20 protein-coding genes are annotated in these 21,318 nt (G+C 70.8%); 10 read left to right on the forward strand and 10 right to left on the reverse strand.

Features of this window, described 5'->3' with window-relative positions:
* The first annotated feature begins 24 nt into the window (after positions 1–24).
* Complete coding sequence (locus ACIBEI_RS18010; RefSeq protein ID WP_398889782.1) at positions 25–1,002, forward strand: SGNH/GDSL hydrolase family protein; 978 nt, start codon at positions 25–27, stop codon at positions 1,000–1,002.
* On the opposite strand, the gene ACIBEI_RS18015 is transcribed toward ACIBEI_RS18010, so the two are convergent.
* From ACIBEI_RS18015 to ACIBEI_RS18025, 3 genes are all read right to left on the reverse strand, one after another.
* Entirely contained in the window at positions 971–2,545 is a 1,575-nt protein-coding gene (locus ACIBEI_RS18015) for an AMP-binding protein (RefSeq protein WP_398889784.1), read from the reverse strand. The two genes, ACIBEI_RS18010 and ACIBEI_RS18015, sit on opposite strands and share 32 nt — an antisense overlap.
* Positions 2,542–4,878 carry a CoA transferase gene (locus ACIBEI_RS18020; protein WP_398889786.1) on the reverse strand — a complete coding sequence of 779 codons (2,337 nt, stop codon included), beginning with the start codon at positions 4,876–4,878 and terminating at the stop codon, positions 2,542–2,544. The genes ACIBEI_RS18015 and ACIBEI_RS18020 overlap by 4 nt, the downstream gene beginning before the upstream one ends.
* Before the next feature lie 137 nt (positions 4,879–5,015).
* Positions 5,016–5,876: an alpha/beta fold hydrolase gene (locus tag ACIBEI_RS18025; RefSeq protein WP_398889788.1), complete on the reverse strand. Its 861-nt coding sequence runs from the start codon at positions 5,874–5,876 to the stop codon at positions 5,016–5,018.
* A 131-nt stretch (positions 5,877–6,007) separates the two neighbouring features.
* On the opposite strand from ACIBEI_RS18025, the gene ACIBEI_RS18030 reads away from it, so the two are divergent.
* Positions 6,008–6,478 (forward strand): MaoC family dehydratase N-terminal domain-containing protein, encoded by a 471-nt coding sequence (locus ACIBEI_RS18030; RefSeq protein WP_398889790.1) that lies wholly within the window; start codon positions 6,008–6,010, stop codon positions 6,476–6,478.
* Positions 6,475–6,894 carry an acyl dehydratase gene (locus tag ACIBEI_RS18035; RefSeq protein ID WP_398889792.1) on the forward strand — a complete coding sequence of 140 codons (420 nt, stop codon included), beginning with the start codon at positions 6,475–6,477 and terminating at the stop codon, positions 6,892–6,894. Before ACIBEI_RS18030 ends, ACIBEI_RS18035 begins: the two co-directional genes overlap by 4 nt.
* A gap of 199 nt (positions 6,895–7,093) precedes the next feature.
* Here ACIBEI_RS18035 and ACIBEI_RS18040 read toward each other — a convergent pair whose 3' ends face one another.
* From ACIBEI_RS18040 to ACIBEI_RS18055, 4 genes are read right to left on the reverse strand one after another with little or no spacing between them, the layout of a single operon-like run.
* Positions 7,094–8,047 (reverse strand): zinc-binding alcohol dehydrogenase family protein, encoded by a 954-nt coding sequence (locus ACIBEI_RS18040; RefSeq protein ID WP_398889794.1) that lies wholly within the window; start codon positions 8,045–8,047, stop codon positions 7,094–7,096.
* Complete coding sequence (locus ACIBEI_RS18045; protein ID WP_398889796.1) at positions 8,044–8,862, reverse strand: ABC transporter permease; 819 nt, start codon at positions 8,860–8,862, stop codon at positions 8,044–8,046. Before ACIBEI_RS18045 ends, ACIBEI_RS18040 begins: the two co-directional genes overlap by 4 nt.
* Entirely contained in the window at positions 8,859–9,704 is an 846-nt protein-coding gene (locus tag ACIBEI_RS18050; protein WP_398889798.1) for an ABC transporter ATP-binding protein, read from the reverse strand. Before ACIBEI_RS18050 ends, ACIBEI_RS18045 begins: the two co-directional genes overlap by 4 nt.
* On the reverse strand, positions 9,704–10,699 hold the full coding sequence (locus ACIBEI_RS18055; protein ID WP_398889801.1) for an ABC transporter substrate-binding protein: 996 nt from the start codon (positions 10,697–10,699) through the stop codon (positions 9,704–9,706). Before ACIBEI_RS18055 ends, ACIBEI_RS18050 begins: the two co-directional genes overlap by 1 nt.
* Positions 10,700–10,950: 251 nt before the next feature.
* On the opposite strand from ACIBEI_RS18055, the gene ACIBEI_RS18060 reads away from it, so the two are divergent.
* From ACIBEI_RS18060 to ACIBEI_RS18090, 7 genes are all read left to right on the forward strand, one after another.
* Positions 10,951–12,156, forward strand: a complete 1,206-nt coding sequence (locus ACIBEI_RS18060; RefSeq protein WP_398889803.1) for a Rieske 2Fe-2S domain-containing protein — start codon at positions 10,951–10,953, stop codon at positions 12,154–12,156.
* Between the two features lie 115 nt (positions 12,157–12,271).
* Positions 12,272–13,630: a M20 family metallopeptidase gene (locus tag ACIBEI_RS18065; RefSeq protein ID WP_398889805.1), complete on the forward strand. Its 1,359-nt coding sequence runs from the start codon at positions 12,272–12,274 to the stop codon at positions 13,628–13,630.
* Positions 13,627–14,583: a catechol 1,2-dioxygenase gene (locus ACIBEI_RS18070; protein WP_398889807.1), complete on the forward strand. Its 957-nt coding sequence runs from the start codon at positions 13,627–13,629 to the stop codon at positions 14,581–14,583. Before ACIBEI_RS18065 ends, ACIBEI_RS18070 begins: the two co-directional genes overlap by 4 nt.
* Positions 14,580–15,440 carry an alpha/beta fold hydrolase gene (locus ACIBEI_RS18075; protein WP_398889809.1) on the forward strand — a complete coding sequence of 287 codons (861 nt, stop codon included), beginning with the start codon at positions 14,580–14,582 and terminating at the stop codon, positions 15,438–15,440. Before ACIBEI_RS18070 ends, ACIBEI_RS18075 begins: the two co-directional genes overlap by 4 nt.
* 10 nt (positions 15,441–15,450) lie before the next feature.
* Positions 15,451–16,263, forward strand: a complete 813-nt coding sequence (locus ACIBEI_RS18080) for an IclR family transcriptional regulator (RefSeq protein ID WP_398889811.1) — start codon at positions 15,451–15,453, stop codon at positions 16,261–16,263.
* Positions 16,260–16,781: a MaoC family dehydratase N-terminal domain-containing protein gene (locus ACIBEI_RS18085; protein WP_398889813.1), complete on the forward strand. Its 522-nt coding sequence runs from the start codon at positions 16,260–16,262 to the stop codon at positions 16,779–16,781. The genes ACIBEI_RS18080 and ACIBEI_RS18085 overlap by 4 nt, the downstream gene beginning before the upstream one ends.
* Entirely contained in the window at positions 16,778–17,194 is a 417-nt protein-coding gene (locus ACIBEI_RS18090) for an acyl dehydratase (RefSeq protein WP_398889815.1), read from the forward strand. Before ACIBEI_RS18085 ends, ACIBEI_RS18090 begins: the two co-directional genes overlap by 4 nt.
* A gap of 22 nt (positions 17,195–17,216) precedes the next feature.
* Here the strand turns inward: ACIBEI_RS18090 and ACIBEI_RS18095 are convergent, their stop codons facing one another.
* From ACIBEI_RS18095 to ACIBEI_RS18105, 3 genes are read right to left on the reverse strand one after another with little or no spacing between them, the layout of a single operon-like run.
* Entirely contained in the window at positions 17,217–18,470 is a 1,254-nt protein-coding gene (locus ACIBEI_RS18095; protein WP_398889817.1) for a serine hydrolase domain-containing protein, read from the reverse strand.
* Positions 18,471–18,507: 37 nt separating this feature from the next.
* Positions 18,508–19,308 (reverse strand): ATP-binding cassette domain-containing protein, encoded by an 801-nt coding sequence (locus ACIBEI_RS18100; protein WP_398889819.1) that lies wholly within the window; start codon positions 19,306–19,308, stop codon positions 18,508–18,510.
* The gene (locus tag ACIBEI_RS18105; RefSeq protein WP_398889821.1) at positions 19,305–21,290 is read right to left on the reverse strand and encodes a dipeptide/oligopeptide/nickel ABC transporter permease/ATP-binding protein; all 1,986 of its coding nucleotides are present in this window, start codon (positions 21,288–21,290) and stop codon (positions 19,305–19,307) included. Before ACIBEI_RS18105 ends, ACIBEI_RS18100 begins: the two co-directional genes overlap by 4 nt.
* Positions 21,291–21,318: the final 28 nt, after the last annotated feature.

Here is a 21,318-nt window from a genome sequence, read left to right on the forward strand (position 1 = left end):
GGTGGCCGGGGCGGGAGTTGCCGTATGCGCAAGCCGTGGATGGTCGGGGTACTGGCCGGGTTACTGCTGCTCGGCGCGTGCGGGGACCCCTCGTCCGGCCCCGAGTCCGCGGCGCCGCCCGTCCCCTCGGCGCCCAAGGCATCCTCGACGACGCATCAGCGGCCGGCCGCCACCCCCGGAGCGGAGACCGACACCGAGACCGAGCCCAACACCGAGGCCGGCACCGGAGCCAGCGCCGGGGCCGGGGCACCCTCACAGCGCGCCCGCCCCACCGTCCTCTACCTCGGCGACTCCCTCGCCATGGAGAACCAGAAGGTCCTCGGCGGCCTGATGCGCGACGAGTTGAAGGCCCGCTACACCAGCGCCCCGTACTCGGGCACCACTCTCTGCGACTACCTGGAAGGCACGGGCAAGGACTCGCTCGTACCGCCGAAGGACAAGGCCGCCGCACTGGTGCGTACGCTGCGGCCGGACTTCGTGGTGCTGCAGTTCTGGGGCAACGCGTGGGGCTACACGCCGTGCATGGACGGCATCACCCATGACAAGGCGCGGGACAAGTACTTCGCGCGGTACACCGCCGACGCTCGGCGACTGACCGACCAGATCGCGGGCGCGGCGGGCGGGGACCGGCCGAAGGTCGTCTGGGTGCTCCAGGGTCCGGACCCCATGACGCCCGACCGGGTCCGCCGCGTCAACGCCGTCTACGAGCGGCAGGCCGCCGCCTCCGGGGACCTGCTCGCGGACGCCGGCAAGGCGGTGAGCCCGGCCTCGGCCCGCTACACGTGGAGCCAGTACCTTCCGTGCACCGCGTACGAACGCGAGCACACGGCGTACTGCACCCAGCCGGGCAGCGGCCGGACCGCCCTGCACATCGACGACGACTACCTGCACTTCTGTCTGGTCCCCACCACCACGACGCCCAGGCCCTGCCCGGTCCGCTCCCCCGGCATCCTGCGCATCACCCGGGCGATCACCCGGGCCGTGGCCGCACAACTGGACTGACCCCTGCGGTCCGGTCCCAGGTGGCGGCGGTGACGCCCCGTTCGCGCAGTACGGTCTTGCGGACCTTGCCGGTCTCGGTGAGCGGCAGTTCCGGGACGGTCTCGATGAAGCGGGGCACGGCGAAGGTGGGCAGCTCACGCCGGCAGTGACGTACCAGGTCGTGAGGGTCCAGGACGCTTCCCGGTCGCGGGAGCACCGCCACCATGACCTCGTCCTCCGCCAGTTCCGAAGCCACCGGGAAGGCCGCCACATCGGCGACCGCGGGATGCGAACGGACGGCCGACTCCACCTCGTACGAGGAGATGTTCTCGCCGCGGCGGCGGATGACATCCTTGACCCGGTCGACGAAGCGGTACGAGCCGTCGGGCTCGCGGATCACCCGATCGCCCGTACGTCGCCAGGAGTCGGGATGTCGGTCGCGGTCGCCCAAGTAGCCGGTGGAGAAGGCGAATCGCCGATGGCTGCGGACGACCAGCTCTCCGGCTGTGCCGTCCGGGACGGGAGCGAGGTGTTCGTCGACCACGCGGGCGGAGAAACCGTCGCGCAATGTGCCCATGCGGCCGGGGCGCTGGGCTTCCGGGGTCGAGCCGATGACGAGGTTCGTCTCCGTGGAGCCGAAACCGTCGACGAGGGTGACGCCGAAGCGCTCGCGGAACGGCTGCCAGGCGGAGACGGGAGTGGCCGGTGACAGGCCGCGCCAGGCACGGTGCCCGCGGTCGTGCCTGCCGGGCGGCTGCGCCAGCAGCATGGGCGCCATCGCGCCGAGCAGGTACACGGCGGTGGCCCCGGCCTCGGTCACCTGGTCCCAGTACCGCGTGGCGGAGAACCGCTCCCCGATGACGCAGGTGGCGCCCACGGTCATGGCGTGCGCGAGCGTGTTGAGGGCGTTGGTGTGGAACAGCGGGAGGCACGTGTGGAGCACATCGTCGGCGGTGAGGCGCAGCGAGTCCGCGACGTTGCGGCCCCACCAGACGGTCTGGGCGTGGGGACAGCGCACGCCGCGCGGGGTCCCGGTGGTTCCCGAGGTGAACAGGACGAATGCGGTGTCGTCCGGGCGGGCAGGTGTCGGCAGGACCGCGGGGGCCTCGCCCGGCACCGGGACGGCCTCCTCCCCCAGCACCCACAGCGTGCCGCGGAAGCCGGCCTCCACGGCCCGGTCCGCCGGCCCGGCCTCCGCGAGCAGGAACGACGGTTCCGCCTCGCGCAGGACGTGCCTCAGGCCCTGGCCACGCAGGCCGGTGTTCAGCGGTATCAGGACCGCGCCGAGCCAGGCGCAGCCGAGGATCAGGTCGACGAACTCGATCCGGTTGCCTGCCATGACGGCGACGCGGTCGCCCGGCCGGCAGCCGCGTGCCACGAGGGCTCCCGCCGTCTCCGCCGCCGCCCCGAGGGACTGCCGGTACGTCCGGGTCACGTCTCCCACACGCAGGAAGACCCGGTCGCCGAACTCCTCGGCGGCTGAGGCCAGGAGGCCCGGCACGGTCATGGCGTCCACCACGGCACCGGGGTGTCCGTTCGCCTCGACTCCCGATTGCTCAATCACCTCAACACACCGTTGGCGCGCAGATGTTGGATCCGTTCCGGGGACAGTCCCGCCACGTCGCGCAGTACCGCGTCGGTGTCGGCGCCGAGTACGGGCGCGGGCTCGCGGATGCCGCCAGGTGTGCGCGTGAGGGTGATCGGCACACCCTCGTGGAGGAAGGCTCCCGCGACCGGATGCTCCTTGTAGACGTAGAAGCCGCGGGCCCGCAACTGCGGGTCGTGTTCGACGAGTTCGCGGCCGTCCTGTACGGCTCCGGCGGGGATGCCGCGCGTCTGGAGCAGTTCGGCGGCGGCGTCGGCGGACATCGTGCGGGCCCAGGTGCCGAGCGCGGCGTCGACCAGTGCGGATTCACGCCTTCGTGCCTCGGCGGTACGGGTCCTCTCGTCGGTGGCGAGTTCGGGGCGGCCGATGACCTCGCAGAGGGCCGCCCATTCGGTGTCGTCGCGCACGCTGACGGCCAGCCAGCGGTCGGCGCCCAGGGACCGGTACACGCCCTGCGGGCTCCATGTCGGGTGGCTGTTTCCGGCCGGCCCCGCCGTCGTCCCGCGCAGGAGGCTGGTGCCCATGTGGGCCGTGATCGCCTCCAGTTGGGACAGGTCGATGTGCTGGCCGCGTCCGGTTCCGGCGCGGTGTTCCAGCGCGGCGATCGTGGCCAGCGCCGCCTGGAGGCCCGCCACGATGTCTCCGTGGCCGTAGATCACCCCGACCACGTCGTCCGGTCCCCAGCCGGTCAGTCCGGTCAGCCCCGAACTCGCCGACACGGTGTCCGCGTACGACACCCAGCCGTTGCGCGGACCGGTGTGCCCCAAGCCCGACATGCTGACGTACACGATGTCCGGGTTGATCGCGCGCAGCGCCTCGTGTCCCAGGCCGAGCTTGGTCATGACCGTGGAGCTGAAGTTCTCGACGAGGACGTCGCTTTGGGCGATGAGGTCGCGGAGTACGGCGACACCCTCCTCGGTGCGGGTGTCCAGGGCGATACTCCGCTTGTTCCGGTTGACCTCGTTGAAGTAGCCGTTGGTGTTCGGGTCCGTGTGAGGGCCCCGGGACAGGTGCATGAAGGGTGCGAACCGCGTGGGGTCCGGTCGGCCCGCGGACTCGACTTTGATCACTTCTGCGCCGTGGTCGGCCAGGATCTTGGTGCAGTACGGGCCGGCGAGCACCCAGGTCAGGTCCAGGACGCGGACGCCGTCCAGGGCGGGCCGCCGTACGGGCTCGTCGTGCGCCGGTGTCGTACATGTCGCGCGGAGCGGATCGTCGAGCAGGCTCTGGTCGTCGCCCAAGCCTGGCACGACGAGTTCCGTCCTGCGGCGGCCTTCGGGAAACGCGAAGGGGAAACCGAGGTCGGTCCGCTCCCCCTCGGGTGTCGTGACCCGGGTGAAGAAGTCGCGGGCGGCGAGCTGCGGGTTGTCCGGCAGTTCGTGGGGCAGGTCGACGGCGGCCCAGGGCAGCTTCCTGGCCTGGGCCTGCCGGGCGAACTCGGCCTTCGGCCGGGTGCCCACGAAGTCCTGGACGACCTTGAAGACGTGGTCCTGGTGTTTCTTGCGTTCGACCGGGTCCTGCCAGCGCGGCTCGGCGAGGTCGGCGTCCGCGTTCTCCTCGCGCAGCCAGTCGAGCAGCGCGTCCCACATGCGGGGGCTGCCGCCGAGCCCTCCGCCGAGGTGCCCGTCGACCGCGCGGAACAGCCCGTGCGGGACCAGCGGATGCACGCTGCCCGGGCGCGGCGGGACCCGGTCCTCGTGCAGGTAGGCGAGGGTTCCGGCCTCCAGGGCCGCTGCCACGCACGCCTGCGCGGAGACGTCGATGAGCTGCCCCGGTCCGCGGCGCCGTGCGCGCAGGCCGAGCAGGGCGGCGATCGCCGCGTTGACGCCCGCGAGCTGCTCTGCCTGGTTCTCCGGGAGGCGCAGCGGCGGACCGTCGGGGGCGCCGACCTGCGCGAGCATCCCGCCGAGGGCGGCCACCACGAGGTCGGTGCCCTGCCAGTCACTGCGGGGCCCCACCAGCCCGAACGGGGTGACGCGTACGTGTACGAGGTGATCGAGTCCCCCGGCGGCCGCCTCCGCGCCGTGCGGGGTGCCGTCGAGCAGGATGTCGGCGCCCCGCAGCAGTCGGCGCAGCTGTGCGGTTCCGTCGGGCGCGGCGAGGTCGACGGTCACCGAGCGCTTCCCGGCGTGCCAGTGGACGAACGCGTCACCGCCCTGTTCCCGGCGGGTCTCGTCGCCTTCCGGGGGCTCGACCAACACGACCTCGTGACCGAGCCCGACGAGCAGCCGGCCCGCGAAACGGGCGAACGGGCTGGACAGTTCAACAACACGCGGAGCCGGCTCGGTCACGTTTCCTCCGGGAGGGTCTGTCGGATACAAGCGGCCTGTGTGGACCCCGGTGCAGTACCGCGCCCCGAAAGGGGCGCGGGGAACTGCGCGATCAACCCCCACCGGCCCGCAGATTGATCACTGCTTCCGAGCGGAACTCAACGCTGGTTCAGGAAGCCCGTGACCACGCTGTGGTAGTCGTACGGCCGTTCCTCCTGCGGATGGTGGGAGGCCTCGCTCATGATGTGCAGATTGCCCCTGGGGACCATGCGGGCCAGCATCAGCGGGTAGTCCGGGGTCAGGAACGCGTCGTACATGCCCCACAGGAAGAGCGTCGGCGCGGCGATGAGGCCGAGTTCGACGGTGAGGTCCTGCCAGTCGCCGCGCGGGTTGTCGGAGGCGCCGGCCAGCGCGGTCTCCTCGGGGTCCAGGCTCTGCTCAAAGCGGAGCGTCACCGTGCCGTCGGGGACGGCGTCGGCGTCGTACCACTCCAGACGCGCGATCAGCTCGCGCATCTTCTCCCAGGACGGGCCCGAGCCGCCGTAGTACACGTCGCGGGCGTTGCGTCCGCGACGGCCGCCTTCCGGGAGTGGGGCGAGCGGGCCGTGGAAGACGGGCATGCTGCCGGTGATCACCAACGACCGTACGCGCTCGGGGTACTTGGCAGCCAGGTTGAGCGCGATCGTGCCGCCCCACGAGTTGCAGACGAAGTCGGCGCGCTCCACGCCGAGGGTGTCGAGGAGTGCCACGGTCTTTGCCGCGTGGTAGTCCCACATGGGGCCCTCGATGACGGGCTTCGCGGATTTCCCGTACTGCAGGATGTCGACGAGGAGGCACCGGCGGTCCGCGGCGAACAGAGGTGCCACCTGCCCGAAGTCGGACCAGCCGGTGCACCCGGGGCCGCCGCCGTGCAGGAAGACGGTGGGACTGCCCTCCCCCAGCTCGACGTAGTGGTACTTGACGCCGTCCGCTTCCGCGTAGGTGCCCTCCGGGGGCGCCTGGATGTCCATGAGGTCCATCCCCCGATGCTGTGACAGCGGTGCTGACCCGCCCAAGCGGATCGGTCCGCTGAGCGGGCCGGGTCCATGGCCGTCGTGCGCCACGTACGTCTACCGTCCCCCGGGCACGACCGAGTGAGGGGAGGCCGCGGATGTCCGCGTGGGAGTCGGCCGAGGAACGGGCCCGGGCGTTGATCGGTCTCTGGGAACGGCGGCCGCTCGGGGTCGTACGGGCCGAGGACGCGGCCGAGTTCGCGCGGGCGGCCGGGGAGAGCGACCTGCGGCTGATCGATCCCGGCCGGGCCGACTTCATCGTCCATCCGATGTACGCGGTGAGTCTGCTGCGCGCTGCTCCCGGCGCGGATCCGGCGGAGTTCCGGCCGGACGGCATGTACCGGGACGAGGTCCCCGGCACCGACGGCCTCGACGTCCGCCTCATGGCGGGCGGCCAGCATGTGCGCTGGCTGGGCGAGGTGCGGGTCGGCGACCGGATCGAAATGCGGCGGGCCGTGACGGCCGTCGAGCGCAAGAGCACGGGGTTCCTGCTGCTGACGGTCGAGAAGGTGTACGGCACGGAGGAGGGCACGTTGGTCGAGGTCACAGAAAGGTTCATCGTGCGATGACCGATCAGGTCCAGTCCGTACAGCCGGTCGAGCTGACGCCGGACGCCGTCACCCTGCTGCGGTTCGGTGCGGTCACCCGCAACGCCCATCGCATCCACTACGACACCGAGTTCGCCCGCTCCGAGGGGCTGGCCGGGCCGGTCGTCATGGCGCAGCTGCACGGCTGTCTCTTCCACCGCGCCGCGGCCGAGTTCGTGGGCCCGGGCGGCCGGGTACGGGAGGTGAGCTGGCAGAACCGGACGCCCGCGTACGCCGGTGATCGCCTGGTGGTGACGGGCGAAGTGCGGTCGGTGGACCCCGCCGGCGGGGAGATCACCCTCGACCTGGTGGAGCGCTGCGGGCCGGAGGGTGTGGTGTGCTGCCGGGGCCATGCGGTGGTGATCCCGCCGCAGGACGGCGATGTCGTACCCCTCTGACACGATTCCCGGACGACGACCTCGCACGCCGAAGTGCCCGAGCTCCTGGAGGACATCGAGCCCTGGGACGTACGGGGCAAACACCACCGGCCCGACGCCGTGAACATCGGTCTCATCGACTCCGTCGGCCGCGTCTCGCACAGGTCCGGCCCGAGGGCGCTGCCCGCCCTGGAAGGCCGGCAGCGCCCTCGGGCCGGGGTCAGCCCAGCTCCAGCACCACCTTGCCGATCGCCTCCCCGCTGCGAAGCCGGCCCACCGCCTCCTCCAGCCCGTCGAGGCCGTACCGCTCTATCGGCAGGGTCAGTTCCCCCGTGCGCAGTTCGCCGAGCAGCCGTTCCGCGTCCGCCTTGACCTCACTGCCCCGGGTCATCAGGTTGACCGGCAGCAGGGAGACGTCCGCGAGGAGAAAGTCCGCGAGGTCCACGGTGAACTCACGGCCCGCGGTGTAGCCGACCAGGGCGGCACGGCCGCGGGGGCGTATCAGGGGCAGGGCGTCCCGCAGGACCGGGCCGCCCACCGTGTCGATGACGACGTCGACCGGGCCGCCCACCGACTCGGCCGACAGGTCCGCTGCCAGCAGGGGCTTGGCGGCGGCCGGGACGTGGTCGAGTTTGCCGGGGCGGCCGACCACGCCGATCACCTCGGCCCCGGCCCGCGCGGCGACCTGCACGGTCAGGGATCCGACCGCGCCCGCCGCTCCGGTCACCAGCACCCGCTCCCCCGGCTGGACGTCGGCGACCACATGGACGGCCGCCCAGGCCGTGCCCGCCGGGGAGAAGTAGCTGCATGCCAGCGCCGGGTCGGTGCCTTCCGGAACCGCCTGCACCGCCGCGTCCGGCACCAGCGCGTGCTCCGCCCAGCAGCCGTCCCGCCGCATCCCCAGGCCCTTGCCGCCGAGCCGGACCAGGCTGCCCTCGGGGTGGGTGTCCGAGGCGAGCACGATTCCGCAGCCGGTGGTACCGGGGACCGCCGGAAGGTCGGGCAGGATCCCGAACTTGCCGTCCACGACGTTGAGATCGAGGTGGGCCACCTGCGCCGCCCGCATCCGTACGAGGGTGTGGCCGGGCTGCGGCTCCGGAACGGGCCGCTCCACCGGGCGCGGCAGCGAGCCGAACCGGTCGAGCAGGAGGGCACGGGATGTCCCGGAACTCACAGTTTCACTCCGTATCGCAGCAGGACCCGGGACGCCACGATCCGCAGCACCCGGTCGAACACGAACCCCAGGATGCCCAGGGTGATGATGCCGACGAAGACCCAGTCGATCCGCCCGTAGTTGCGGGAGGTCCAGATCAGCGAACCGAGCCCGACCTGGGCGGCGACGATCTCGGCGGAGACGATGGTCAGGAAGCTGTTGCCCATGGCCAGGCGCGCCCCGGTGACGATGTGCGGAACCGTCGACGGCAGCACGATCCCCAGAAGGATCTGCCGGCGGCTCGCGCCCAGACTGGCCGCCGCCCGCAGCTTCGACTCGTTCACCGCCATCACCCCGGCGCTGGTGTTGAGGGTGACGATGAAGACGGCCGTGTAGAAGATCAGGACGACCTTCGACGACTCCCCGATGCCGAGCCACACCACGGCAAGGGTCACGAAGGCGATGGGCGGGATGAAACGGAAGAACTCGATGTACGGGTCGAGGAGTTGGCGTACGACCTTGATCTGGCCCACCAGCAGGCCGACCGGGACCCCGACCAGCACGCCGAGTCCCCAGCCGATCAGGATGCGGCGGCTGGAGGCGATGATCGAGTTGGTGAGGGTGCCGTCGCTCGCCAGCTCCCGGGCGGCGGACAGGGTCTGGCTCGGGGAGGCGACCAGCGAGGGGCCGTACCGCATCGCCAGCAGTTGCCAGATGCCGACGCCGGCGAGGACGGACAGGATGTAGACGCCGGCGGTGCGCAGTGTCCGTACGCCCGTCCGGATCGCGCGGCGATCAGTACCCGTGGCGGTGGCGCCCGCCGCAACGACGGTCATCGTGCGTCCCCCTCCGGGTCGAGGCCCTGGTCGCGCAGGGCTTTGCGTACCTCTTCGCCGATGTCCTGCCGCAGGGCGCGGCGCAGCTCCAGGGCGGCCGGGTCGGACTCCTCCCGGGGCCTGGGAAGGTCCACCGGATAGACGGACTTGACGGAAGCCGCCGGGCCCGCGGTCATCACCGCGATGCGGTCGGCCAGCAGGATCGCCTCGTCGATGTCGTGGGTGACGAAGACGACGGTGCAACCCGAGGCGCGCCAGATGCGGTCGGTCTCCTCCTGCATGACCTGCCGGGTCTGCGCGTCGAGCGCGCCGAACGGCTCGTCCATCAGTACGACGTTCGGTTCGTTGGCCAACACCCGGGCGATCTGCACGCGTTGGCGCATGCCGCCGCTCAACTGGCCCGGAAACCGGTCCGCGCAGTGCCGCAGCCCGACCAGGCCGAGGTACTCGTCGGCCAGCCGCGCCTGCACCGCGCGGGAGCGGCCGCGCATCCTCGGCCCGAACACCACGTTCTGTCGGACCGTCATCCAGTCGAAGAGGGCCTCGCTGCTCTGGAAGACCATGCCGAGGTCGGGATCGGGGCCGGAGACGGGCGCGCCGCCGACCGTGAGGCTGCCCGAGTCCACGGTGGTGAAGCCTGCCATGGCGGACAGCAGGGTGGACTTGCCGCAGCCACTCGGACCGAGCAGACAGAGGAACTCACCGGCGTCGATGTCCAGGGAGATGTCCCGGACGGCCTCGAAGGAGCCGAAGCGGATGCCGACGCCCTCGGCGCACAGGGCCGCGCCGCGTCCGTCGCCGAGACCGGCTTCGGGGCGGTCGGTCTCGATGGCCTTCGTCATCAGGATCCCTTCACGTTGTCGGTGAACCAGCCGCGCTGGACGACCGCCGTGACATCGGGTTTCGCCTTGACATTGCCGCTGTCGAGGACGAACTGGGCCGTGTTCTGGTACCCCTTGAGGTCCGCGTCGGTGAAATCACGTACACCGAAGTCGATCTCCTTGATCGCGGTCACGGTCTGCGCCGCCGGGACCTTCACGGCCTTCTCGGTCGCCTCGGCCGCCGTCTGCGGATCGGACTCGGTCAGCCGTGCCGCCTCCTCCAGAGCCTCGGCGACCTTGACGGCGGTGTCGGTGTTGGACTTCAGCCAGTCGGACTTGGTGAGCAGCCACTGGGCGTACGTCAGCCCGTAGGCGCCGGTGTTCTCCAGGACCTTGCCGCCCTGCTCGACGCCCTTGGTGGGCCACGGCTCCCACAGCACGTACGCGTCGACGTCGCCCTTCTGCATCAGGGCGGGGATCTCCGGCGGGTCGGCGGTGACGAACTCGACCGACTTCGGGTCGATGTTCTTCGACTCCAGGAACCGGGTCGCCGCCATCTCGGACAGTCCCGGGGCGATGGCCATCTTGCGGATCTTCGAGGGGGACGTGACCTTCGGCCCGAGCACGACCTTCAGATACTTCCCGGACTGTTCGTACACCAGCAGGGACCGCAGGTCGGGGGACTGCTGGAGCATGCTGATGGTGGTGGTGTCCGAGTTCCCGGACATCTGCACCTGCCCGGCGACCAGGTTGTTGACGCCCTCGCTGCCCTGCCCGAACTGCACGAGCTGCACGTCGACGCCGTGCTTGGCCCACAGCCCTTCGGCGTCGGCGAGGAAGAAGGGCGCGTACGAGGCGTCGATGCCGACGCCGATGCGGATCGTGGGACCCGCGGCGTCGTTGCCGGCGGCGGTCGAGTCGGTGGTGCCGGCGCCGCACGCGGTGAGCGCGAGCAGCGCGGCGGTGAGAGCTGCGGGGCCTGCGAGGAAGCGTCGGGTGCTGAACGGTGTCTGCATGGGGCACCTCAGGGGTTGCGGCAAGTCGTCGGAGTGGGGCCCTGGAATTGGCGCACCGTAGAACGCGGGATGCCGAGGACGCATCGACGAAGGTCCGCTGAGCGGGACTCGCAGGTCACGGCCGGGTCCGCGGCCCGGCCCCACTGCCCGGATCGGTGCGGTCTGCTCAGCGAGACAGGTCCCTTGGACGGATCCCTCGTCGACCGCATGCTCGCAATCACCGTTCACCCGGCAGCAGGAGGACACGCACGATGACGGTCGAGGACTCGCCCGACGCACCACCCCCTGTCCGGAGCCGCCGCAGACCCGCGGAGCCCGGCCGGCAGGACTGGAAGTCGTGGCCCCACTACGACGCGGCCGGAGCGGGTTTCCGCGGCTACTGGTATCCGGTCACCTGGTCCAGCCAGATCACGGACAAACCGCTCCCGTTCACCATCTGCGGCGAGAAGATCACCCTGATCCGGGACGGCGGCACGGCGTACGCGCTGCACAACCGCTGCCCGCACCGCGGGGTGCCGCTGTCCGAGGGCGACCAGCAGTTCCCCGGCACGGTGAGCTGCCCGTACCACGGCTGGACCTTCGATCTGCCGACCGGGAAGCTGGCCGCGGTCATCACCGACGGGCCCGGCTGCCGGCTGACCGGCAAGGTGTCGGTCCGTACGTACTCCGTCGAGGAGCGGCTCGGCATGGTGTGGGTGTACATCCCCCTCGCCGACGAGGAGCCGCACCCGATCGACTCGCAGCTGCCGGAGGAGCTCGTCTCCAACGCCTTCGTGATGGGCGGCCGGATCGACCCGCGCAGCGGCAACTGGCGCTTCGCCTGCGAGAACGGCTTCGACGAGGGACACGCCAAGTACCTGCACCGCACGGCCCTGTGGCGGCTGTTCAAACCCATGCCGACCTGGAACATCACACGGATCGTGCCCAAGGGCCGCTGGATCTTCCGCGTGCAGGACGAGGTCTACTGGGAGGCGGAGTTCCCGGGAGTCGGCCGCTGGACCAACAAACGCTGGTGGAAGTTCCAGCCGCCGAAGGAAACCTTCAACATCGGCAACACCGGCAAGGCCGACAAGATCAACCCGACGATCGAGGCCCAGGAGTTCCCCGGCTTCGCGTCCCTGTCGATGCCCGGTGTACTGCGCATCGCCTACCCGAACTTCATCCACTACGAGTTCTACGTCCCGGTCGACGAGGACAACCACCGCTATGTCGGCGTGATGGTCAACTTCACCGAGGGCTGGGACACCCTGCGCTTCTACGGCAAGTACCTGGGCGCGATCCGCTGGCTGTTCCACGGCCAGTTCTCCGGCCAGGACGCCTGGATGGTCGACATCACGGACGCGCCCCCGGAGAAGCTCTACCGGCCCGACATCTCGCTGACCGCCTGGCGGAATCTCAGCGAGGAGGAGTACGGCAAGAAGCTGGCCGCGACGGGCACCGACGGTAAGGAGGCCTGACCATGGGCCGCACACTGCTCACTCTGCTGATCGGCGCCGGGATCGCGATCGGGCTCCCGCTCGCGAAAAAGCGCTTCGAGCGCACCACCATGACCCAGGTCCACAGGATCAACCAGTGAGCGCCGCGGGCGAGTTGGCGGGCCTGGACGACAAGCGGGCCGCCTGGGCCGCCGAGGCCTGGAAACACGTCACCGCCGACCGGCTGCGCGACCTGATCACCGGGCTCGTCGACATCCCGTCCCCGACCGGTGACGAGGCCCCGCTCGCCACGTACATCGCCGACACGCTGAAAGCGGCCGGCTGCCGGGCCGCGGTCCAGCCCCTCGACGACCGGCAGGCCAACGCCTGGGCCCGGCTCGACGGCGACGGCACCGGCCCGGACCTGATGCTGTACGCGCCCATCGACACCCTGACCGTGGGCGAGGAGAACGAGGATCTCCCCTGGATCGGGCCGGAGCTGCGGGACGACATGCGCCCGAGGGCCACCGTGTACGACGACCTGGTCGTCGGTCTGGGGGCCTCCAACCCGAAGGGGCACGCCGCCTGCGTGATGATGGCCGCCGAGGCGATCGCGCTGGCCGGAATCCCGCTCACGGGCGATCTGGTGGCGGCGTTCGGCGCGGGCGGCATGCCCACCAACGCCCGGCCGGGCAGCGTCAGGCGCAACACCGGCCAGGGCGCGGGCTGTTCGTTCCTCCTGGAGCAGGGCCTGTGGACCGACTACGCGGTCATCGCCAAGCCCGGCTGGACGGTCTCGTGGGACGAGGTGGGCCTCGTCTGGTTCGAGGTCACGGTCCGCGGCACACACACCTATGTCGGCTCGCGCCACCGGCTGCCCTACGACAACGCCATCGCCCGCGCCGGAGAGGTCGTCCGGCACCTGGAGGAGTGGTTCGTCGAGTACGCCGAGCGGCACACCGTCGGCACGGTCGCCCCGCAGGGCATCGTCTCGTCGGTGCGCGGCGGCTGGCCCCGGATGGCGGCGGTCACCCCGGCCGCCTGCACCCTCATGGTGGACCTGCGCATCGGCCCCGACACCACGCCGATGCGCGCCAAGCGGGAGTTCGCCGCCGCGCTCGACGCGATCCGCGACAAGCTGCCCGGCCTCGATGTCACGGCCGAGATGGTCCTGGCCATCCCCGGGACACGTACGGCACCGGACAACTGGATCACCCGCAGTGCCACGGCCGCCTGGGCGGCGTTCGAGGGCCGCGGACACGAGGCGATCCTCGGCAACAGCGGCGCCACCGACGCCAACATCCTGCGCGGACGCGGCATCCCCACGGTCCGTGTCGGCATGCCGAAGGTGAGCGAGGCGGAGACGCCGTTCGACATCGACTTCGCCCGCGGCATGAACACCGTCTCCGTACGGGCCATGGAGCGGCTCACGCGCCATCTGGTCCGTACAGCCGTCGACACCGTCACCCGCTCCCGCGCCGAACTGGAGCCGGAGTCCGAAGGAGAACCGGCATGACCGAGATCGTCCTGGGTGTGGGCGCGTCGCACAGCACGCTGATGAACACCCACTGGGAGGAGACCTTCCTCAAGGACCGTGCCGAGCGGTTCCGGGACGCGCTCGCCGAGGCGCGCGAGGCGCTCGCCGCGGCCCGTCCCGACACGGTGATCCTCGTCGGCTCCAACCACTTCCGGGGCTTCTGGCTCGACCTGATCCCCAGCTTCACCATCGGCGTCGGCGAGTGCGTGGCCAGCGGCGAGTCCGGTACTCCGAAGGGCCCGCAGCCGGTCGACATCCCACTCGCCCGGCACCTCGCCAACTCCCTTGTCGAGGAAGGCGGTTTCGACCCCGCCTTCTCCGCCCGCCTCCAGATCGACCACGGCCAGTCGCACGCCATCCAGTACCTCCTGGAGGGCCTGGACGTGGACCTCGTACCGATCGTCGTGAACGTCTTCGCCCCTCCCCTGCCCACGCTCACGCGCTGCGAGGAACTGGGCCGGGCGATCCGGGACGCCGTACTGGCCTTCCCCGGCGACCGGCGCGTCGCCGTGGTCGGCTCGGGCGGGCTCTCGCACCGGCTGCCCTGGCCCGACTGGCGTGAACCGCAGGGCGACGACGAGGAGTTCATGGTCGGCGCCTGGCTGAACGGCCGGGAGAACTGGCAGGACTACGACGTCAGGCGCCGCGAGATCATCCGGGCCGCCGAGGCCTCGCTCAACCCCGAGTTCGACGAGGAGTTCCTGTCCCTCGTCTCGCGCGGCGAGATACGGAACATCACCGCGTACTCCACCGAGGAGCTGGAGAAGGTCGCGGGCAACGGGGCGCAGGAGCTGCGTACCTGGCTGCTGATGTCGGCCGTGCTCGACCACGTGCCCGGCCGCCGGCTGGCGTACGAGCCGATGCCCGAGTGGCTCACCGGGATGGCCGTCGCCGTCCTCGACCCCGCACACCCCCAGGAAGGGCAGTCATGAGTATCTGGACCGAACTGTCGGGCATCGACTACCGCCACGCGTACGTCGAGACCGGCGACGTCACCACCCGCGCCCTCCAGGCCGGCCCCGAGGACGGCGAGCACGTCGTCTTCCTGCACGGCACGACCGGCCATCTGGAGGCGTTCGTCCGCAACATCCCGGCGCACGCCTCGGCCGGCTACCGCTGCCACGCCATCGACATGCTCGGCCACGGCTACACCGGCAAGCCGGACCGCCCGGGTGAAATACCCACCTACGTCGAGCACTTGATGGCCTACCTGGACGCGGTGGGCGCCGAACGCGCGCACCTGGTCGGCGAGTCGCTGGGCGGCTGGGTGGGCTCTTGGGCGGCTAGCGAGTACCCGGAGCGGGTCGCCTCCCTGCAACTGCTGTGCATGGGCGGCACGAAGGTCAACCCGGCGGTGATGGAGCGGCTGAAGACCTCCACCCGGGCCGCCGCCGTCAACGAGGAGATCTCCTACACCCGGGACCGGCTGCGGCTGCTGTGGGCCGAGTGGGACGAGGAGTTGGGGGACGAGCTGACGCAGGTCCGCTACGAGATCTACCACCACCCCGACTTCCAGAAGAACCTGCACAACCTGCTGGCGTTGCAGGAGGTCGAGGCCCGCGAGCGCAATCTGCTCCGCCCCGACCGCATGGCGCGGATCAAGGCCCCGACCCTGGTGGTCTGGGGCAACAAGAACCCGCTCGGCGACGTCCCGGAGGCCGAGGCGATCGCCGCCGCGATTCCCGGGTCCCGCCTTGAGGTCTTCAATGAGTGCGGGCACTGGCCGCAGCACGAGAAGGCCGATCTCTACAACCCGCTCAGCCTGGCGTTTCTCTCCAAATCGTCGTGAGGTGCCTGCCATGACCGTCATCCCGATCGACCACGCCGAATCGCCCTCCGCGTCCGCGGATGCGCCTGTCTCTCCCTTTCCCGACCCGATGAACTCCGTCCTCGGCAAGGTCCGGCCCATCCTCGAGGCGTTCACCGTCGACGACAGTTCCCTCTCCCTCGCCGACCTGGTGCGTCGTACGGGCGTGGCGAAGGCCACCGTGCACCGGCTCTGTCAGGAGCTGGTCGTCTGGGGGCTGTTGGAGAGAGCGGGGTGCAACTACCGGCTCGGGCTGAGGCTGTTCGAGATCGGGCAGCGGGTGCACCGGCAGCGGATCCTGCGCGAGGTGGCCCAGCCGTACATGGAGGACCTTCTGCTGGCCACGCGGGAGACCATCCACTTCGCGATCCACGACGGGCTCGACGTCGTCTATCTGGAGAAGATCCTGCCCCACCGGGGGCTGAGCGAGGAGTCCCGGGTGGCAGGCCGGCTTCCGCTGTACTGCACCGCCACCGGCAAGGCGATCCTCGCCTTCTCCCCCGCCACCCTGTTCGGTGAGGTGGTCAGGAACGGGCTGAAACCGTTCACGCGCCACACCATCACCTCACCCGGTCTGCTGCGCGGTCAGCTGGAGCGGATCCGGGAGCAGGGCATCGCCACCGAGGCGGAGGAGATCCGGCTCGGCTACATGAGCATGGCCGTACCGGTCTTCGGCCGTCAGGACGCTCCGGCGGGCGCGCTGTCCATCACCGCTCCCACCTACCGGGTGGACGCCGCGGCGCACGCGAGCGCGCTGCGCGCGGCGGGTCTGGGCATCGGCCGGGCGTTGCGGGCGGCCCTGTGAGCGTGTTGGACGACGTGCTGTCCCGGGCCCGTGGCCTGATCGGCCGGTGGGAGGACGAGGACTGCGGCACGGTGACCGTCAAGGACTTCTGCCGGTACGCGGCGGCGGTCGACGACCTCGGCTATCTGCGGCGGGCGCGGGACCGGGAGGCGTCCGGGCAACCGGTCGAGGCTCCGGCACTCTTCCTCGCGGCGACCATGAGCTGGGAGGACGGGCCCGCCGAGGAGGAGCTGCGGCCGGACGGCCTGGCCGTCAGGGAGTCACCCTGCACCCAGGGCCTCCCGGTGCGCCAGGTGCACGGCGGACAGGCGGTGCGCCTGACCCGGGCCCCGCTCGCGGGCACCCGGGTCACAGCGTCGCGTGCGGTCACCTCGGCCGAGCGGAAGCACGGCCGGTCCGGCGACTTCGTACTCCTCGGCCTCACCACCCGCTACACCTCGCCGGACGGGACCGAACTGACCGCCGTGGACGAGACGGTCGTCGTCCTGGCCGCCCTCCCGAAGAGAGCCACCGCGTGAACACTCCTGCCGCCGTCGGCGATGTCTGCCCACCGCGCCGGTACTCCCACAGCAGGCTGCAGCTGTTCCGGTTCAGCGCCGTGTCGTGGAACTCCCACCGCATCCACTACGACGCCGGGTTCGCCGCGTCCGAGGGCTTCTCCGACGTGGTCGTGCAGTCGACGCTGCACGGTCAGACGCTCACCCGGTACGCGCTGGAGTGGGCCGGGCCCGACGCCTGCCTGGAGTCGGTGAGCTGGCGCAACGTCGCGACCGCCGTGGCCGGCGAACCGCTCACCTGGAACGCCACCGTGCGTACGGTGGCGCCCTGCGACTCAGGGATGCGGGTGACGCTCGACGTCTCCGTGCTCCGGGACGACGGCGCCCCCTGTGTCACAGGGCAGATCGACCTCACGTGCCGTGCTGGTCGATGATCTTGCGCAACTCGACGACCTCTCACATGGTCATGGCCTGGTACACGAGGTTTCGCAGTTGACGGCGGACGGGCGTTCGGTGCTTGCCCCATGTGACGACCTGGGTGCAGAACACGGCCGTGACACTGTCGACCGGGTCCACGAAGAAGTGGGTGTTCGCCGCACCGGACCAGCCGAACTCCCCCTTGTTGCCGAACGAACCCGCGACCACGGGATCCGTGACGACATAGAAGCCCAGCCCGAACCCACAGCCGCGATGCTCGTCGTCGGGGTACCGCCCGAAGGAGTTCAGATCGGCGTCCCCGGGCAGGTGGTTCGTCGTCATGAGCGCGAGCGTCCGGGGGCCGAGCAGCCGCTCGCCGTCCAGTTCACCGCCGCGTACGAGCATGGTCGCGAACCGGTGGTAGTCCTCCAGGGTCGACACCAGTCCGGGGACACCGCTGCCGGACGGGAACTGGGCCGGCTCCCGGAAGGTGCGGTGCAGTTCCTGGTTCACGGCGAGCCGGCCCGACTCGGGTTCCGGGCTGTAGACCTCCGCCAGGTCCGTCACGCGCTCGGGCGCGAGCGAGAAGGCCGTGTCGGTCATCTTCAGCGGGCCGAGCACATTCATCTCGATGAACCTGTCGAGGGTCTCGCCGCTGCAGACCTCGATGATCCGGCCCAGTACGTCGACGCCGAGGGAGTAGTTCCACGCGGTGCCCGGTTCGAACAGCAGTGGCAGGCCGCCCACATCGGCACACATCTGCTGGAGGGTCGTACCCGGCAGCGGAAGCACGTCATGGCCCGCCTGGCGGTACAGCGCGTCCACCGGGTCCATGTGGGCCAGCCCGAGGGTCAGCCCGGCGGTGTGCGTGAGCAGGTGGCCCACGGTCACCGGGTGAGCTGCCGGGCGGACCCGTACGCTCCCCGGCGACCCGCCGTCGTACACCGCCATGTCCGCGAACTCGGGGATGTACGCGCTGACCGGGTCGTCGAGTCCGAGCAGACCCCGCTCCACCAGCATCATGGCAGCGACCGACGTCACCGGTTTCGTCATGGAGTAGAGGCGCCACAGGGTTGTGGGCTCGACCGGCAGTCCGAGTTCGAGGTCCCGGAGGCCGCCGCCCGCCGCGTAGACGGGTTCTCCATGGCGGGCCACGAGCGCCGACCAGCCCGGGATGACCCCGAGTTCCGTCTGCCGGTCGAAGAACTCGGCGATCCGCCCCAGCCGTTCCGCGCTGAAACCGGACTTCTCCGGGGGCTTGGTGACGCCGAAACGGCCGTCGAACTGCTGCATGTGGACCTCCGTGTACGGGAGTTGGGGACCGCGCGCGTCAGCGGGCGGCGGGAGTCGGGGCGCTGTCGACCCCGGCCGCCGCCAGTAGCCGTTGTGTGTAGGGATGCTCCGGGGCGGCGTAGACGTCCTCGGTCGTGCCCCTCTCCACGACGTCACCGCGGTACAGGACGACGATCCGCTGGGCGAGATGCCGTACTACGGCGAGGTCGTGGGAGATGAAGAGGTAGCTGACGCCGGTCTCCCGTTGGAGATCGGTGAAGAGGTTCAGGACCTGTGCCTGGACCGACAGGTCGAGCGCGCTGACCGGCTCGTCGCACACGATGAGTTTCGGCGACATCACCAGGGCCCGGGCGATCGCGATCCGCTGCCGTTGGCCTCCGGAGAACTGGCGCGGGTATCGGTCGGCGGCCTCGGCCGGCAGCCCCACCAGCGCCAGCACCTCCCGTACCCGCTCAAGGACCACGGACCGTTCGTCCCGCGAATGCACCAGAAGCGGTTCGGCCAGGGTCTGGCCCACGGTCAGCGCCGGGTTGAGAGAACCGTTGGGGTCCTGGAAGACGGCCTGGATGCTCTTGCTCAGCTCCCTGCGCCGGGCACCGACGGCATGGGTGATGTCCTGGCCGTCGAACAGGATCGTGCCCCGCGTGGCGGCCGTCAGACCGAGCACGGCACGGCCCAAGGTGGACTTGCCGGAACCGGACTCCCCGACCAGAGCGACGGTCTCGCCCGGCCGGATGTCCAGGGACACGTCCCGGATGGCCGGAGTGCCCTTGCCACGACGGTGGTAGGACACCGACAGATCGCGGATGTCGAGCAGCGGCCGTTCGGTCGTGCTCACGAAGACACCTCCAGCTCTTCCCCTGCCAGGATGCAGCGGGCGACACCCAGGTCATCGGGCTGCACGAGGACGATCGGCGCCTCTGTGCACTGGGAGACACGATCGGGACACCGGTCGGCGAAGTGACAGCCGACGGGCCACTGCCCCGGGGGCGGCACAGTGCCGGGGATGGTCGGGATGGGCTCGCCCACCGTCGCCAGCCGCGGGTTCGCCGCGAGCAGCTTGCGCGTGTACGGGTGCGTCGGCGCGGTCATGACGCGGTCCGTCGGACCAGCTTCCACCACCTGGCCCGCGTACATGACCAGGGCGGTGTCGCATGCCTCCGCGATGACGTCCCAGTCGTGGCTGATCATCAGCAGGGCCATGCCCGTGTCCCGCTGGATCGTGCGCAGCAGCTGGACGATCTCGCGCTGGACGGTGACGTCGAGCGCGGTGGTCGGTTCGTCGGCGACGAGGATACGCGGGCGCCCGGCCAGCGCCACGGCGATGGAGACGCGCTGCGCCATGCCGCCCGAGATCTGCGACGGGCGCAGCTTCAGGACCCGGTCCGGATCGGGGAGTTGCACCTGGGCGAGGAGTTCACGGGCCCGGAGCGTGGCTTCCTTGCGGGAGAGCTTCTCGTGGGTGCGCACGGCCTCGCGCAGCAGGTTGCCGATGGTGAACAGAGGGTCGAGGCCGACCATGGGCTCCTGCGAGATGAAGGCGATGGTGCCGCCGCGCAGTGCACGCCACTGAGCTGCCCGGAACGAGCCGACGTCGGTGCCGTCGATCTCGACCGTGCCCGAGGAGACGCGGGCCCCGGTCGGCAGCAGGCCGAGCACCGCCAGCCCTGTCATGGATTTGCCGCACCCGGATTCGCCGACCAGTCCCACACTGCGGCCCTGCCCCACGGACAGGCTCACGTCGCTGATCAGATCGGCCTCACCCTGCGCGGTGTCCGCGGTGACGGTCACCCTGGTGAGCCGTACGACCGGATCCGGCTCCGCCAGCAGCCAGGCGTCGTCGGACTCCAGTACCTTCGCGGCGGCCACCGCCGGGGCGGATGTCCTGCGGCGCCGGGTCGGCGTCGCGTGTGACGCGCCGGACCAGCGCTCGGCGAGCATGTCGCGCAGGCCGTCGCCGAGGACGATCAGCGCCGCGGCCGTGACGGCGACGAGACCGCCGGTCGGGATGGCCAGCCAGAGGCTGTCGTTCAGCGTCTGCGCGGCGTCGGCCATCATGCCGCCCCAGGAAGGAGCGGGCGGCTTGACACCGAGGCCGATGGCGTTCAGGCCGGCCGCGATGAGCAGGGTGTTCGCGCACGCCAGCGCCGCGTTCACCAGGATCAGGCCGGTGATCCGCGGCAGCACGTGCCGGCGGGCCACCCGCCAGGTGCTGAGCCCGGACACCTGAGCCGCGGCGACATAGGTCTCCCGGCCGACCGTCAGCGACGCCGACCGGACGACCCGCATCATGCCGGGGATCGACAGCAGGCCGATCACGACCATGGCCGCGGTCATGCTCTGCGAGAACAGGGCCAGCACGATCAGCAGCAGAATGACGCCGGGGATCGACATCACCACGTCGGCCAGCCGCATCAGCACCGCGTCGACACGGCCCCGGCGCAGGCCGGCGACCAGGCCGAGGGGAACCGCGATCACCAGGGTGATCCCCACGGCGATCGCGATCTCCCGGAACATGTCCGAGCCGCCGTACATCAGACGCGACAGCACGTCGCGGCCGAGCCGGTCGGTGCCGAGCAGATGCCGCGCGCTCGGCCCGGTCAGCGCCGCGCCGAAGTCCGCCTGCTGCGGCGGGTACGGCGCGAGCCACCGGGCGCCGAACGACGCGATCAGCTCCAGGACCAGGATCACGGCCGGAACCACGATGCGCGGTCGGCGCAGGACACGGCGCGGGAGGGACACATGCGGTGGGCGCGCCGGGGCGGAGGCCGGGGAAGCCGGGGAGACCGGGGAGACCGGGGAGACCGGAGCATTCTCCACCTGCTCGGAATGCCCAGGTTCAGGGCGC

Source organism: Streptomyces sp. NPDC050988 (assembly GCF_044456225.1).
Taxonomy (GTDB): domain Bacteria; phylum Actinomycetota; class Actinomycetes; order Streptomycetales; family Streptomycetaceae; genus Streptomyces.